Below are 14,243 nucleotides of genomic sequence, written 5' to 3'. Positions count from 1 at the left end.
TGGCGGCGCGGAACACAGCGCCGCCATTTTCAATTGATCCATGCGGGGGGGCGGGACGATGACATTGCTGCGCAAATTTCTTGATTTTATCTATGTTGCTGCGGGGGCCATTGCGGCGCTTTGTCTGGTCACCATTCTGCTGCTGATCGTGGCACAAATGGTCGCGCGCTGGACGGGTGCGGTCTTTCCGGGTGCGGCAAGTTATGCAGGCTACGCGATGGCCGGTGCCAGTTTCCTTGCCTTTGCCAATGCATTGAACCGGGGTGCGCACATCCGCGTTTCGATCTTGCTTAATTCACTTTCAGTCGGGCCAAAACGCCTGCTTGAAATCTGGTGCTTTGGCCTTGCGGCGGCAATTTCGGCCTATTTCACCTATTACGCCTATTGGTTTGTCTATTGGTCGTGGAAATTCAAAGAGATCAGCCAGGATCAAGATGCGACGCAACTTTGGATACCGCAATCTGTGATGGTCCTTGGTGGTGCAATCCTGACCGTCGCCCTGATCGACAATCTTGTTTCCGTCATCGTCAAAGGTGATCACCGGATCACCCGGGACCTTGTCGATCAAAGTTTTGGGGAATGATGCCATGACCGAGATTTATGCCATCATCCTTTTCCTCTTTGTCCTCTTCTTCCTGCTTGGCACCGGCGTCTGGGTCGGGCTTGCCCTGATGGGTGTTGCCTGGGTCGGGATGGAGCTTTTCACCACACGCCCTGTCGGTGACGCCATGATCACCACGATCTGGGCGTCCTCCTCCAGCTGGACGTTAACCGCGCTGCCGCTGTTCATCTGGATGGGCGAGATCCTGTATCGAACCCGGTTAAGCGAGGACATGTTCAAAGGGCTGTCCCCTTGGCTGGCGCGGTTGCCGGGTGGCCTGGTGCATACCAACATTGTCGGATGTACCGTGTTTGCCGCCGTCTCCGGCTCCTCCGCCGCGACGTTGACGACCGTGGGCAAGATGTCGATTCCTGAGCTGCGCAGTCGGAACTATCCCGAGAAAATGATCATCGGTACTTTGGCGGGTGCTGCAACCCTGGGTCTGATGATCCCACCGTCGTTGGCGCTGATTGTCTATGGCGTCACGGTAAATGAAAGCATCACCAAACTGTTCTTTGCCGGCGTGATGCCGGGTCTCGTGCTGGCGGCGATGTTCATGGGCTACCTCGCCATCTACAGTTGGACTTCCAAGGATTGGAAACCCCTTGTTGAACCGGCCATGTCATTCGCAGAAAAGCTGCGCAATTCGCGGTTCCTGATCCCGGTTTTCGCCCTGATCACCGTTGTCATCGGGTCTATGTACCTTGGCTTTGCCACCGCAACCGAAGCGGCTGCCATCGGTGTAATCGGTTCATTGACGCTCGCGCTTTTTCAGGGGTCGCTGAACTGGTTCAGTTTCCGCGACAGCCTGATGGGTGCAATGCGCACCTCTGCGATGATCGCACTGATCCTGGCCGGCGCTGCATTTTTGAAACTTTCAATGGGGTTCACCGGCCTGCCCCGCGCCTTGGCGGAAATGATTGCTGAGATGGGCCTGACCCGGTTTCAGCTGCTGATGGCTTTGCTGGTGTTTTATATCGTGCTGGGCATGTTTTTGGATGGAATTTCTGTGATCGTGCTGACAATCGCAGTGGTGGAGCCCTTGGTGCGTGATGCAGGCATCGACCTGATCTGGTTCGGTATTTTTGTGGTTATTGTGATCGAAATGGCTCAAATCACGCCGCCGATTGGGTTCAACCTCTTTGTGCTGCAAGGCATGACAGATCACGAGATGGGCTATATCACCCGCGCCGCGCTCCCGATGTTTGCGATCATGGTGTTGATGGTGTTCCTGCTGATCTGGTTCCCGGAAATTGCGACTTGGTTGCCCGACAACCTGCGCAAGGGGCCGGTGTAGGGGTGACAGGCCATGCATCGCTTCCTTTGGCTTGCGTCCACCCATGCGCGACTGTGCCTGATCGCGGGACTGGCGGCGGGGCTGCTGTTGCCGGGACTGGCGCGCGCGCTGGTGCCCTGGTTGCCGCATATGGTGGCGGCGCTGCTGACCATCACGGCCCTGCGCATCGGACACCGCGCCGCAATGGGGGCCGCACGCGATCTGCGCTGGGGACTGGCCGCCGTTGCGGTGTTGCAACTGGCGGTGCCCTTGGTGCTGCTTTTCGTGCTGACAGTGTTTGGGTTGCAGGATACCCCTGCGACCCTCGCCATCGTTCTGGCCAGCGCCGCCCCTGCCATCACCGGCAGCGTCAATCTGGCGCTCATTTTACGTCTGGATGGCGGACGCATGATGCAAATTCTGGTTCTTGGGACGGCGGCGTTCCCGCTGACCATTCTGCCAGTTCTGACAGTGCTCCCACAGCTTGGCCCAGCGTCCGAAGTGATCTTGTCCGCGCTGAAATTGCTGGTCGTCATACTGATTTCGACAACACTGGGGTTCTGCCTGCGCGCGTGGATATTTCCCCGCCCCACCGTGGGCCAAGTCAAGGCGCTGGATGGGGCGTCCGTTTTGGCGTTTTCCTTTATCGTTGTTGGCCTGATGGCGGCCCTCAACCCTGCGCTGCGCAGCGATCCTATGGCAGTGGCCAAATGGGCGATGCTTGCCTTCGCCATCAGCTATGTTCTGCAGGCACTTTCGCTAATCGTCCTGCGCCGCACGACCTTGCGTCCGGTCGCGGGCCCACTGGCAATCGGCGCTGGCAATCGCAATATTGCACTGTTCCTTGTGGCACTTCCTGCGGATGTTCTGGCCCCTCTGATGGTCTTTATTGGGTGTTGGCAACTGCCAATGTACCTGACACCGATCCTGTTGCCCCGTCTTTATGCAAAGGCTCTATCCAATGACTGATTGGCCAAAAATTCGCACTGTTGGGCTGTCTGGCATCCTCGTCAGTTTCGCCGATAAACTGTCCGAACCTGCCAACCGCGCGGCACTGGCATTTCGTGCGGCAATTGATGGCCAGAACTGGCCCGAGGTGTCAGAAACCAGTACATCCCTTGTCTCGGCATTCTTGCAGGTTGACCTTGCCGCCACACCGTTTGAGGCGATGAAAGAGCGTCTCATCGACCTCATCAAGCAGCAAGACTGGTTTGCAGCGCCATTGCCTGAAGGGCGTACATTATGGCATGTGCCGACGGTCTATGGCACTGATCTGGCCCCACAGTTGGAAGAGGCCGCCGAGGTCGCAGGCGTTGACCCTGACACGGCGATCAAACAGCTTTCCCAAGCGCGCGTACGGGTGTTGACCATCGGCTTTGCGCCTGGTCAGCCCTATTTGGGCGAGTTGAGCGAGACCTGGAACATTCCCAGACAACAAAAACTGACCCAGGCCGTGCCCGCAGGCGCGTTGGTTGTGGCGGTGCGTCAACTGGTTGTGTTTACCAATGTGACACCAACAGGCTGGCGGCACGTTGGGCAGACCGCGTTTAAAACATTCCGGCCTGACGCCGCGCGCCCTTTTGCCCTGTCGCCCGGTGACGAAATGATGTTTCCGGCAATATCTGAGGCAGAGCTGAAGGATATCAAAGACAAGGACACATCCGGCAATGGCGGTGCCGAGATGGAGGTTCTGACATGACCGCAACATTGACGATCCTTCAGGCCGGCCCGGCCCTCAGTTTGCAAGATCTTGGGCGGCCCGGGTATCTTGCTCAAGGGCTAACGCGCGGAGGAGCTTCTGATCCGACAGCCCTTTATGAAGGGGCTGCTTTGCTGCGCCAACCAGTTGGTGGTGCCGCGATTGAGATGGCCGGAACCGGCGGCAGTTTCAGGTCCGACACTGACATTCGCATCGCCATGACGGGGGCCAAGATGGCGGCCAATATTGACGGTGAATCGCTGATCTGGAACGCCAGCCATCTGTTGCCCGCCGGGGCCACCCTGACAATCGGCGGCGCACAGAATGGCAGTTATGGCTATTTCCATGTTGGCGGTGGATTTGCTACCGAGCCACAGATGGGGTCCCGTGCCAGCCACCTGAGCGCGGGATTGGGTCAAGCACTCAAGAGCGGTGATACCCTGCCTGTTGGCAAGGACGGCGGCAAAGACATCGGTATGACCCTTCCCGCCGACACCCGCTTTGGCGGTGGTGTTGTCCGCGTTGTTGCATCAATGCAAACGGAGGCGTTCGCGCCGGAAACCCGGGAAAGGTTTATCCAGACCCCGTTCAAACGGGACAGCCGTGCCAACCGGATGGGGGTCCGCATGGACCATGACGGGACGGGATTTTCAACCGACGGTCAGCTCAGCATCGTATCCGAGGTGATTGTGCCGGGTGACATCCAGATTACCGGTGATGGTGCCCCGTTTGTGCTGATGTGCGAATGCCAGACCACGGGGGGCTATCCGCGTATCGGCACCGTGATCCCCTGCGACCTGCCGCGCATTGCGCAGGCGCAGACCGGGGCGGCGATCCGCTTTGAATTCATTGAGATGGATCAGGCGGTCGCGCTCCAATCCCGCTATCTCAAGGAACTTAAGAGCCTTGCGTCGTCTGTAGTGCCATTGGTCCGTGACCTGGCAAACATCCGTGATCTGCTTAGCTATCAACTGGTTGGCGGTGTTGTCTCTGCTGATGCGGACCCATTCCAAGAGGAGGTTTGAAATGACGTATGTGGACCTGAATGCCGACATGGGAGAAAGCTTTGGCCCATGGAAGATGGGCGACGATGCTGCCCTGTTGAATATTGTGACTTCGGCCAATATCGCCTGTGGCGGACATGCGGGCGACGCGGATGTGATGGCCGCCACCATGACGCTTGCACATCAAAACGGGGTGGGGATTGGCGCGCATCCGGGATTTATGGATCTGGTTGGATTTGGGCGCAACCGGATGTCGGTGCCGCGCGCGACGTTGCAAAACCAAATCCGCTATCAGGTTGCCGCAAGCATCGGCATGGCCAAATCCGTGGGTGCAAAAGTGCGGCATTTGAAACTGCATGGTGCCATCGGTAACATGACATCCGAAGACGAAACCATGGCGCGCGACCTGTTCGAAGCGGCGCTGAGCGTGGACCCAGACCTGATCATCATGGTTCTGGCGGCCACGGCACAACAGCGCGCTGCGCAATCATTGGGATGTGCATGGGCCAGCGAAATTTTCGCCGACCGGGCCTATAACGATGATGCGACACTGGTGGACAGATCAAAGCCCGGTGCGGTGATCCATGATGCAGCACTTGCCGGAAAACGCATGGTCGAAATGGTCCAGGCGCGCGCGATCATCACGGAAAGCGGCAAGCATATTCCCACACCGATTGACACGATTTGCATGCATGGGGACACGCCCGAAGCAGTTCAAATCGCCGGGTCCGTGCGCAGGGATCTTGAGGCGGCAGGGATCACAGTGCGCCAGTTCGAGGGGCATTGATCTGGCACGTTACCCATTATGCAATGCGCATTTGCGCTGACTGCCTAAAGGCTTTCCTCAAGAGCTGCGAGAATAGCGTCACCCATCTGGCTTGTGCTGATTGGCGTGCCGCCTTCTTCGCCCATCAAATCTGCGGTGCGGGCCCCATCTGACAGGACTTTCTCTATCGCGGCTTCGACCCGTGCCGCTTCGTCGCCCTGGTCAAAGGAATAGCGCAAGGCCATGGCAAAGCTGAGGATACAGGCAATCGGGTTTGCTTTTCCCTGACCCGCGATATCGGGCGCTGATCCGTGCACCGGTTCATAGAGTGCCTTGGGCCGGCCATCCGCATTTGGCGCGCCAAGACTGGCAGAGGGCAGCATCCCCAGCGATCCGGTCAGCATCGCCGCACAATCGGACAGGATGTCGCCAAAAAGATTGTCGGTCAGGATCACATCAAATTGCTTGGGCGCACGCACCAGCTGCATCGCGCCGTTGTCTGCATACATATGGCTCAATTCGACATCAGGATAATCCGCATCGTGCACGCGCTGTACAACCTCGCGCCACAATATCCCGGATTCCATCACGTTCGCTTTTTCCATTGAGCAGACTTTGTTGCCGCGACGGCGCGCCAGTTCAAAGGCAGATCGCGCAACGCGGTCAATCTCCGATTCGGTATAGCGCTGGGTGTTGATGCCAACCCGTTCGTTACCTTCTTCAAATATCCCACGCGGTTCGCCGAAATAAACGCCAGAAGTCAGTTCACGCACGATCATGATATCAAGACCTGCAACGATATCCTTTTTGAGCGAAGAGAAATCGGCAAGTGCGTCGAAACATTGGGCAGGGCGCAAGTTCGAAAAGAGGTCCATCTCTTTGCGCAGGCGCAGCAATCCGCGTTCCGGTTTTACGCTGAAATCCAGAACGTCATATTTTGGCCCACCAACAGCGCCCAGCAATACCGCATCTGCGGCCAACGCCTTGGCCATTGTGTCATCGTGAAGCGGCGTGCCGTGCTTGTCATAGGCAGCGCCACCAACCAGATCATGTTCGATATTGAACGGCAGATCACGCTTTTCCCCAAACCAGTCGATCACGCGTGTGACCTGTTCCATGACTTCGGGTCCGATGCCGTCACCGGCGAGGATAAGCAAGGTTGGGTTGGCCATGGGTCGCTCCTGAAAAAACTGTCAGATGCGGCGTAGCGTGACGCGGCCAGAGGGTCAAGAACGCCTAGGGTTTCTTGAGCGCGACCCAGACCAGACTGTGACGGCTGGCCGCCTCATTTAGCGGAGCAACCTGCGCGTCGACGATGGCCCAGTCGCGCGATGGCAAAACATAATCGACGCGCATTTTCCCGGTCTGGGGCCATGCAACTGTTGTCGAGGCAGGTGCAGGGTCCTGAAGGGCAGGATGATCGAGTATGTTCTGGATCGCTATGGACCGGCCGTCGCCACGATCCGGATCCAGGTTCGCATCTCCCATCAGGATAAATGCCTCATTTGGTGCAGGGCCAAATGCCCCACCGAGAAAATGAGACCAAAATGCTACCTCATCGTGATTTCGTCTTCCATTGCGGTCTTCTGGCCCGTCAAAGACTGGTGGTGAGGCATGAAAGGTCAAAATGTGAAATCGTCCCATTTCAGGATGGTCGATGGGCAGCACCCAATGCCCGTTTGTTGACAAGCGCTGGATCTCATGTGCGGCCGCGCTTGGAAATGGGCCGGATTGTGTCATCGGATACAGGTTGTCGGGCAGTTCTTTCCACAGGACTATGGAATAATCCTGTACCATGGAGGTGTCGATCGGATGCCGTGACAGGACAGCCATGCTGCCTTGTCCAAAGAACCGTCCGTACCCCTGGGCATCGCCGGGGCCGCCCGGATCGCCATCACCATCAAGATCGATATCCGTTTGCAGTCCCGCATTTGGCGGTGCCGCGAAATGATATGGATAGTCCAGCCCGCGCTCCTTTAGTCCGTTTGCGAATGCACCGAGAGCTGCGTTTTTTAAGTCGTAATCGAACCCTTGCAAGGCAATCACGTCAGGCCGCGCTGCGATGATCGTATCCATCACTGCCAGTATCTGAACATCGGAACCCTTGAGAATATCGCGCAGCAGTATTCCCGGACCCTTGCGCGACAATTCAGTGTTAAATGTCGCAACGCGCAGTGTTTCTGCGATGGCGGGTAAAGCAGTCGACATCGCGACTGCGACAGCGATCAAGCGGTTTGAAAACCATCCTCGCCTTCGGCGCTTGCATAGGCACGGCGGCGTTTGTCCTCGATCATGTCTGCAATTTTCGCCATGGCGATGCCCCGCATGATCATGCTTGCAGGAAGGAAGGCCCATGCGCTTATTGTCCAGATCATTGTTTGCGGATTGCTCAGTGTGATTGGGTCTACCAGATCAGAGGCCGCTTTGACCACAGCGGGAATAATGAAAGGCAGCAGAAAGCCAAGCGCGATGTTAATGCGGGCGTCACGCTGCAAGCGATACAAGACATCGCCGCCACCGGTTGGATCAAACAACGGCAGGTTGACCCAGACGTTAAAGGCACCGCGGCGTGTCGGCCAACCAAGGATGCGGACCAAGACCAAAAAGGCAGTCATAGCCGTCAAAGAGATGAGGTAGGCCAGACCTGCAGACGTACGCACTGAACGGACGATCGCCAGATCCGACCCTTCCGGTAACATCAGGACGACAAGCCGGACCGGAGAATAGGGAAAATCAATCGCATTGCCGACAATCGTTCCGATAGAGGTCAATGCGCCGGTCATCATCGTTGGCTCCGTCTGGCCTTTGATGATCGCCGACAGCATAACCACAGTCAAAAACAATGCGGTAAAACGCAGGCGGTTAAAGGGCGGGGCGTCGCGAAATTCAACAATGCTGGGAAGCGTGGAGTTGTATTCAACGAAGGTCAAAAAGGCGGCGAGGAGTGCAACCAATACAGTTACTTGGCTTGAATCAGACGCAACATCAGGCAGCATGAGGGCCGGCGTTGCAATCAGCAGAGCAACCAAAAGGCCACGCAAAGTGGCACCTGTCATCCGTCCAATCAAATCTCTGCCCTTCCAAACTGGCCAGCCACGATGCTTTGTCGCGCGCTTGTTCCAACTTGTTGCTTCCGGGTCCCGGAGCGCTGCCTCATTCTTGCCCAATTTGTGCCTTCTTTCGCCTTATTCCTCAAGACCGTTTGTTAAGAAGACTTAAGAGGTGCGGCATTTTGAAGGCGAGGGTGGTGCGTTCTTGCATCATCTTGGTGGCAAGAAAGTGGCGCATTCAACATCTTGTGGGTGCAATCACTGCACCCACAAGACGCGCGAAACCTGCGCGTGAGGCTATAGGATTTGGTTGAGCGAAGCTCTGCCGTGCGGTCAGACCCAGGGCCGACTTTGAGCCGCTGTCGCCTCGAACGTGTCGATGGAAGCCGCCTTTTCCATGGTCAGACCGATATCATCCAAGCCATTCATCAAGCAGTGCTTTTTGAACGCGTCGACCTCGAAGGCAAAGACATCGCCGTCGGATGTTGTGACGGTCTGCGTTTCAAGATCGATTGTGATCCGGGCGTTAGCGCCTTTCTCAGCGTCTTTCATCACAAGATCAACCTGATCTTGTGGCAGGGCAATCGGCAGGATGCCGTTCTTGAAACAGTTGTTGTAAAAGATGTCAGCAAAGCTGGGGGCGATCACGCAGCGGATGCCAAAATCCTTGATCGCCCAAGGCGCGTGTTCGCGTGATGACCCGCAGCCAAAGTTGTCGCCTGCGACCAAAATCTCAGCTTCGCGATATTGTGGCTTGTTCAGGACAAAATCGGGCAGTTCATCGCCATTGTCATCATAGCGCATTTCGTCAAACAGATTTACGCCCAAGCCTGAACGCTTGATCGTTTTCAGAAATTGTTTGGGAATGATCATATCGGTGTCGATGTTGATCATCGGCATAGGCGCGGCAATGCCGGTAAGTGTGTCGAACTTGTCCATTACATCATCTCCCGAACGTCTGTGAGCTTGCCTGTGATTGCTGCTGCTGCTGCCATTGCGGGTGACATCAGATGTGTGCGTCCGCCCCGGCCTTGACGGCCTTCAAAGTTGCGGTTGGACGTTGCAGCACAGCGTTCCCCGGGCGACAGTTGGTCGGGGTTCATTGCAAGACACATGGAACAGCCCGCCAGACGCCATTCAAAACCGGCGTCTTTGAAGATATCAGCAAGGCCTTCCTCTTCGGCCTGCGCACGCACAAGGCCGGAACCGGGCACGATCATCGCGCGCAGCCCTTCTTTGACTTTCTTGCCCTTCAGGATTGCAGCGGCGGCGCGCAGATCCTCGATACGGCCATTGGTGCAGGACCCGATGAACACAGTGTCGATTTCGACATCGGTCAATGGCGTCCCCGCCGTTAGCCCCATGTAATCAAGTGATCGTTGCGCTGCGTCGACCTTGCCGCCTTTAAAGTCAGATGCGGCCGGTACATTCGCCGTGATCGGCAACACATCTTCGGGTGAGGTGCCCCAGGTAACGACTGGCGCGATGTCCTCGCCTTTGAGGGTGACAACCTTGTCCCAGTGCGCATCGTCATCAGAATAAAGGGTTTTCCACCAGTTAAGTGCGGCCTCCCATTGGGCACCTTTCGGGGCGTGGGGACGGCCTTTGCAATATTCAAACGTTTTTTCATCCGGTGCGATCAGGCCTGCGCGCGCGCCGCCTTCGATTGCCATGTTGCAGACGGTCATCCGCCCTTCCATGCTCAGATCGCGGATCGCTTCGCCACAATATTCTATGACATAGCCGGTGCCGCCTGCAGTGCCCGTCTCTCCGATAACCGAAAGCGTGATGTCCTTGGCTGTCACGCCGGGGCGCAGTTTCCCGGTGATCTCAACTTTCATGTTCTTGCCCTTGCGCTGGATCAGCGTCTGGGTGGCCAGAACGTGTTCAACCTCTGATGTGCCGATGCCATGCGCCAAGGCACCAAAAGCACCATGGGTCGCGGTGTGGCTGTCGCCGCACACAACGGTCATGCCCGGAAGGGTCCAGCCCTGTTCCGGACCCACGATATGCACGATGCCCTGACGTACATCGGACACAGGATAATAGTGCAGGCCGAATTCTTTGGCATTGGTATCCAGCGCCTCGACCTGAATACGGCTGTCTTCGGTCATGGTCTTCGCGTTGGCGCGGTCCAGCGTGGTTGGCACATTATGGTCCGGCACGGCGATGGTCTTGTCCGGCGCGCGCACGGTGCGTCCGGTCATCCGCAGCCCTTCAAAGGCTTGCGGGCTGGTGACTTCATGCACCAGATGGCGGTCAATATAAAGCAGGCACGTGCCGTCCTCGGCCTCGTGCGCGACGTGCGCATCCCAGATTTTATCGTAAAGCGTCTTGGGGGACATGATGGTCCTCTCCCGTATGAGTTTGAATGGGGTGGTGGCGATGTTGGGCCGCTTTTACAGGCAGGCGCGCACAGTATGGGTTGCCCCAAAGAAGCGTTCGCGCAGCCGCGCGCGGTCGTCCAGATCAAACACCTGTATCATGCGCCAAGGGAATACAGCGCCAGTTTGAGTCTATCAAGGGCCGAATGACAGGCATGGCGGGCCGCGCGCATGTGCTGATTGCTTGCCGCCTGAGTACCATTGTGCAATTTTGGTGCAGTTCCCAGTTAGGCACCGCGATGAATCCCGACATTGACCCGTTTACAGAGTTTCTGGCCTCACTGCAGGCACAGTTTTCAGGCGTCACAGTATTCGTACAAAGCATCGTCACGCCGGGATGGCGGCAAAACCAGATTATCATCCTGATTGCGCTTGCCTCGATTGCATGGGTGCTGCACCGGGTTTCTGGTAACTTGCTTGAAAACTATGTGCGGTCCCGCGAGGGCTGGGCGAAATGGAAGCTGCGCATGGTTGTGCAGGTCAAGCGGCGTCTTGGCCTGATGTGGTTCGCGTTGATGGCCGGTTCGATTTATCTGGTCATGCAGAATATTACCTGGCCATCACGGTCTTATCTGATCGGATTGGCGGCGACGTTGGCCGCGGTTTGGGTTGGCATTGCCTATGCGGCGCGGCTTGTGCGTAACCGATTTATGCGGCGCATGGTGATGTGGGGATTGTGGATATATGCCACATTCTATTTCCTGAACATCGCCGATGAGGTTTCCGCGTTTTTGGATCGTTTGGCAATTGAGGTCGGTGATTTCCGCCTGTCTGTTCTCACGATCATCACCGCGGCAGTGGTCATTGGTGTGCTTTTTACCGGTGCGAGGCTTGTCAGCACAACCACATCGGCCCGTATTCGCAAGAATGAAGACATCAGCCCTTCGATGCAGGTGTTGGCCGTCAAAGGTGTGCAGGTTCTGCTTTATGGCTTTGCCTTCTTCATGGGCGTCAAGGCGGTCGGCATTGATCTGACGGGGCTTGCGGTTCTGTCAGGTGCGATTGGTGTTGGCCTTGGTTTTGGTCTGCAAAAGGTGGTGTCAAACCTCGTTTCAGGCGTCATCATCCTGATCGACAAATCGATCAAACCCGGTGATGTGATCAGCCTTGGGGATACCTTTGGATGGATACAGACGTTGGGTGCGCGCTATGCCTCTGTGGTGACGCGGGATGGCAAGGAATACCTTATTCCTAACGAAGATCTGATCACCGGACAGGTGGTTAACTGGTCGCACTCCAATGATTTTGTCCGTCTCGATATCTATTTTGGCACGGCTTATGGGGATGATCCGCATGTTGTGCGCAAACTTGCGGTTGATGCCGCCAAAGGCGTTGACCGGGTGCTCAGTTTCAAGGCTCCGGTCTGTCACATTGTGGGGTTTGGCGACAGCAGCGTGGATTATATTCTGCGGTTCTGGATCAAGGATCCTACCGGAGGGCTGACCAACATTCGCGGAAACGTCTATCTGGCCCTTTGGGACACCTTCAAAGAACACGATATCTCAATCCCATTCCCACAGCGCGAAGTGTTGATGCTGGAAGATAGCAAATTGGCGCTGTCGCGCGGGACGCATATTCCCGCGCCTGAATAGCGGTTCCAAAGTCGGATTTGCCCTGTTGGGTTCGTGCCCTACCTTTTCATGACGCATTGGGGCAAAAGGTGACAAATGACGGTGGATCGACCAGTTGTCCTGATTTTGGGAAGCGGGCCAAATGTGACCGCAGCGGCACACTGGCCTAACGCATGGTTCGATCACATCGTTGCCATCAACAACGCGTGGCGCGTGCGCCCGGATTGGAACGCCCTCGTCTTTCCCGAAGATTTCCCGCCAAGTCGTTTGCCGAAAAAAGTGGACGGGGTCCAAACATTGGTTGAGGCATCTGATTTTGTGCCCGCGCAGAACAAATTCGGAGGATTTGTACATGCGGGGGCAACGATGGCCTTTACCACGGCGTATTGGGCGCTTGCCACGTTGCGGCCAAAAGTGATGGCTTTCATGGGCTGCGATATGGTGTATCCGACCAACGGTCCCACACATTTTTATGGTTCAGGTACAGCAGATCCTTTGCGCCAGGACATCACGCTAACGGATCTGGGTGCCAAATCGGCGCGCCTCGCTGTTATTGCTGCAGAACGGGATTGTGCCTGTGTAAACCTATCCGAAGACGCTTCAGCACTGCTGTTCCCCCGTGCTGCGCCGGATGGCCTGCGCAGGCGGATTGTCAGCCTCGATCTTGATCGCGCCAGATATCAGGCAATACGTGAGAAAGAAGATGCGCTGGGCTATCAGACGCCGACGGGTCGATATGCCCATTATGAGGACAATGTTGATCGTGACGCCATGGCAGATATTGATCTGCATTGGCGGGAACTCTTTTCACAGCATTTCCCAAACTGATCCGCTGTGGCGCAAAAGCGCCTACAGATTTTCCGCCACGGGACGTCATTGAATTGTCATACTTGGATGGCTAGTTTAGAGGCATCCTTCAGACCAGAGTCTGAACCTATCCCTAGCGCCAAGGGTCCGACGGCGCGACATAAGGAGGACGATGTCCTGTCAATCCAAGTTAACGCAGTCACCACTGCGGACACCGGCGCAGCGCTGATGGCTGCTTTAGGTGATACATCCACCAGCGATGCACTGCTGGCGAGCATTCTCAAAACTCTTGACGAAGACAAAGCCGAGGACATCGTGCAGATTGATCTGCGCGGAAAAACGGCTATCGGCGACTATATGGTCATCTGTTCTGGGCGTTCGACCCGTCAAGTGTCATCCATCGCTGAAAAACTTGCGCAGCACGTCAAGGACGAGTTTGATCGCGTCCCGAAAACGGAAGGCAAAGATGTGGGCGATTGGGTGCTGATCGACACAGGCGATGTCATTGTCCATGTGTTCCGGCCAGAGGTGCGCGAATTCTATCAATTGGAAAAGATGTGGTTGGGTGGCGATACACCCCCAGCCCCTAACTGATCTAGGATCGGGTTGGCGCGATGCGCGTTCACATTTGCGCGGTGGGTCGGCTTAGGGCCGGCCCCGAGAAATCCTTGATCGATGATTATCTGACGCGGTTCGACCGCACCGGGCGTGGCCTTGGTCTTGGCCCGGTACGTGTTGTTGAAGTAGAGGATAAAAAGGGTGGCGGTATGGCTGCCGAGGCGACGCTACTTGATCGCGCCATTCCGGATGGATCGCTCATCTGCGTATTGGATGAACGTGGCAAGGTCGAAAAGTCGCCGGAATTCGCGGCCCGGTTGGGTGGTTGGCGCGATGCGGGCCGAGGTGATTTGGCATTTGTCATCGGCGGTGCGGATGGCATCGACACTGCGTTGCGGCACCGTGCCGATCATGCGCTGTCCTTTGGCAAAATGGTTTGGCCGCACATGCTGGTGCGCGTCATGCTGTCCGAACAATTGTACCGTGCCGCATCAATCCTGTCGGGCGGTCCGTACCACCGCACTTAG

General features: G+C 56.6%; 15 protein-coding genes. 10 read left to right on the top strand and 5 right to left on the bottom strand.

What is annotated here, in order from left to right:
* The first annotated feature begins 58 nt into the window (after positions 1-58).
* From C1J02_RS19840 to pxpA, 6 genes are read left to right on the top strand one after another with little or no spacing between them, the layout of a single operon-like run.
* The gene (locus C1J02_RS19840; protein ID WP_114880111.1) at positions 59-583 is read left to right on the top strand and encodes a TRAP transporter small permease; all 525 of its coding nucleotides are present in this window, start codon (positions 59-61) and stop codon (positions 581-583) included.
* 4 nt (positions 584-587) lie between these two features.
* The gene (locus tag C1J02_RS19835; RefSeq protein ID WP_114880110.1) at positions 588-1,898 is read left to right on the top strand and encodes a TRAP transporter large permease; all 1,311 of its coding nucleotides are present in this window, start codon (positions 588-590) and stop codon (positions 1,896-1,898) included.
* A 12-nt stretch (positions 1,899-1,910) separates the two neighbouring features.
* A complete protein-coding gene (locus C1J02_RS19830; RefSeq protein ID WP_114880109.1) occupies positions 1,911-2,846 on the top strand; it encodes a hypothetical protein in 936 nt (311 codons plus the stop codon).
* Positions 2,839-3,576, top strand: a complete 738-nt coding sequence (locus C1J02_RS19825) for an allophanate hydrolase subunit 1 (RefSeq protein WP_114880108.1) — start codon at positions 2,839-2,841, stop codon at positions 3,574-3,576. The genes C1J02_RS19830 and C1J02_RS19825 overlap by 8 nt, the downstream gene beginning before the upstream one ends.
* Complete coding sequence (locus C1J02_RS19820; RefSeq protein WP_114880107.1) at positions 3,573-4,601, top strand: biotin-dependent carboxyltransferase family protein; 1,029 nt, start codon at positions 3,573-3,575, stop codon at positions 4,599-4,601. The genes C1J02_RS19825 and C1J02_RS19820 overlap by 4 nt, the downstream gene beginning before the upstream one ends.
* A 1-nt stretch (position 4,602) precedes the next feature.
* Positions 4,603-5,367: a LamB/YcsF family protein gene (gene pxpA, locus C1J02_RS19815; protein ID WP_114880106.1), complete on the top strand. Its 765-nt coding sequence runs from the start codon at positions 4,603-4,605 to the stop codon at positions 5,365-5,367.
* A 44-nt stretch (positions 5,368-5,411) separates the two neighbouring features.
* Here the strand turns inward: pxpA and leuB are convergent, their stop codons facing one another.
* The 5 genes from leuB to leuC all read right to left on the bottom strand — a co-directional run bounded on the left by leuB (position 5,412) and on the right by leuC (position 10,741).
* A complete protein-coding gene (gene leuB, locus C1J02_RS19810) occupies positions 5,412-6,518 on the bottom strand; it encodes a 3-isopropylmalate dehydrogenase (protein ID WP_114880105.1) in 1,107 nt (368 codons plus the stop codon).
* A 64-nt stretch (positions 6,519-6,582) separates the two neighbouring features.
* Entirely contained in the window at positions 6,583-7,554 is a 972-nt protein-coding gene (locus C1J02_RS19805; protein WP_205389832.1) for an endonuclease/exonuclease/phosphatase family protein, read from the bottom strand.
* A gap of 17 nt (positions 7,555-7,571) precedes the next feature.
* Entirely contained in the window at positions 7,572-8,414 is an 843-nt protein-coding gene (locus C1J02_RS19800; RefSeq protein WP_114880740.1) for a hypothetical protein, read from the bottom strand.
* Between the two features lie 315 nt (positions 8,415-8,729).
* Positions 8,730-9,335, bottom strand: coding sequence for a 3-isopropylmalate dehydratase small subunit (gene leuD, locus C1J02_RS19795; protein ID WP_114880104.1), 606 nt, complete (start codon positions 9,333-9,335; stop codon positions 8,730-8,732).
* Entirely contained in the window at positions 9,335-10,741 is a 1,407-nt protein-coding gene (gene leuC, locus C1J02_RS19790; protein ID WP_114880103.1) for a 3-isopropylmalate dehydratase large subunit, read from the bottom strand. The genes leuD and leuC overlap by 1 nt, the downstream gene beginning before the upstream one ends.
* A 278-nt stretch (positions 10,742-11,019) precedes the next feature.
* Here leuC and C1J02_RS19785 point away from each other — a divergent pair, with 278 nt between their 5' ends.
* From C1J02_RS19785 to rlmH, 4 genes are all read left to right on the top strand, one after another.
* On the top strand, positions 11,020-12,372 hold the full coding sequence (locus C1J02_RS19785) for a mechanosensitive ion channel family protein (RefSeq protein WP_114880739.1): 1,353 nt from the start codon (positions 11,020-11,022) through the stop codon (positions 12,370-12,372).
* A gap of 75 nt (positions 12,373-12,447) precedes the next feature.
* A complete protein-coding gene (locus C1J02_RS19780) occupies positions 12,448-13,179 on the top strand; it encodes a hypothetical protein (RefSeq protein ID WP_114880102.1) in 732 nt (243 codons plus the stop codon).
* A 207-nt stretch (positions 13,180-13,386) separates the two neighbouring features.
* Entirely contained in the window at positions 13,387-13,752 is a 366-nt protein-coding gene (gene rsfS / locus C1J02_RS19775) for a ribosome silencing factor (protein WP_114880101.1), read from the top strand.
* Positions 13,753-13,772: 20 nt separating this feature from the next.
* The gene (gene rlmH / locus C1J02_RS19770; RefSeq protein ID WP_114880100.1) at positions 13,773-14,243 is read left to right on the top strand and encodes a 23S rRNA (pseudouridine(1915)-N(3))-methyltransferase RlmH; all 471 of its coding nucleotides are present in this window, start codon (positions 13,773-13,775) and stop codon (positions 14,241-14,243) included.

It is taken from the genome of Sulfitobacter sp. SK011 (genome assembly GCF_003352065.1).
GTDB lineage: Bacteria > Pseudomonadota > Alphaproteobacteria > Rhodobacterales > Rhodobacteraceae > Sulfitobacter.
The sequence above is the reverse complement of the archived record's forward strand: the minus strand, read 5'-3'. Positions and strand labels throughout refer to the sequence as shown.

Excerpts from the sequence above, each read along its gene's own strand:
- C1J02_RS19840 (WP_114880111.1), top strand. The coding sequence starts at position 59 with ATGACATTGCTGCGCAAATTTCTTGATTTTATCTATGTTGCTGCGGGG.
- C1J02_RS19835 (WP_114880110.1), top strand. The coding sequence starts at position 588 with ATGACCGAGATTTATGCCATCATCCTTTTCCTCTTTGTCCTCTTCTTC.
- C1J02_RS19830 (WP_114880109.1), top strand. The coding sequence starts at position 1,911 with ATGCATCGCTTCCTTTGGCTTGCGTCCACCCATGCGCGACTGTGCCTG.
- C1J02_RS19825 (WP_114880108.1), top strand. The coding sequence starts at position 2,839 with ATGACTGATTGGCCAAAAATTCGCACTGTTGGGCTGTCTGGCATCCTC.
- C1J02_RS19820 (WP_114880107.1), top strand. The coding sequence starts at position 3,573 with ATGACCGCAACATTGACGATCCTTCAGGCCGGCCCGGCCCTCAGTTTG.
- pxpA (WP_114880106.1), top strand. The coding sequence starts at position 4,603 with ATGACGTATGTGGACCTGAATGCCGACATGGGAGAAAGCTTTGGCCCA.
- leuB (WP_114880105.1), bottom strand. The coding sequence starts at position 6,518 with ATGGCCAACCCAACCTTGCTTATCCTCGCCGGTGACGGCATCGGACCC.
- C1J02_RS19805 (WP_205389832.1), bottom strand. The coding sequence starts at position 7,554 with ATGTCGACTGCTTTACCCGCCATCGCAGAAACACTGCGCGTTGCGACA.
- leuD (WP_114880104.1), bottom strand. The coding sequence starts at position 9,335 with ATGGACAAGTTCGACACACTTACCGGCATTGCCGCGCCTATGCCGATG.
- leuC (WP_114880103.1), bottom strand. The coding sequence starts at position 10,741 with ATGTCCCCCAAGACGCTTTACGATAAAATCTGGGATGCGCACGTCGCG.
- C1J02_RS19785 (WP_114880739.1), top strand. The coding sequence starts at position 11,020 with ATGAATCCCGACATTGACCCGTTTACAGAGTTTCTGGCCTCACTGCAG.
- C1J02_RS19780 (WP_114880102.1), top strand. The coding sequence starts at position 12,448 with ATGACGGTGGATCGACCAGTTGTCCTGATTTTGGGAAGCGGGCCAAAT.
- rsfS (WP_114880101.1), top strand. The coding sequence starts at position 13,387 with ATGGCTGCTTTAGGTGATACATCCACCAGCGATGCACTGCTGGCGAGC.
- rlmH (WP_114880100.1), top strand. The coding sequence starts at position 13,773 with ATGCGCGTTCACATTTGCGCGGTGGGTCGGCTTAGGGCCGGCCCCGAG.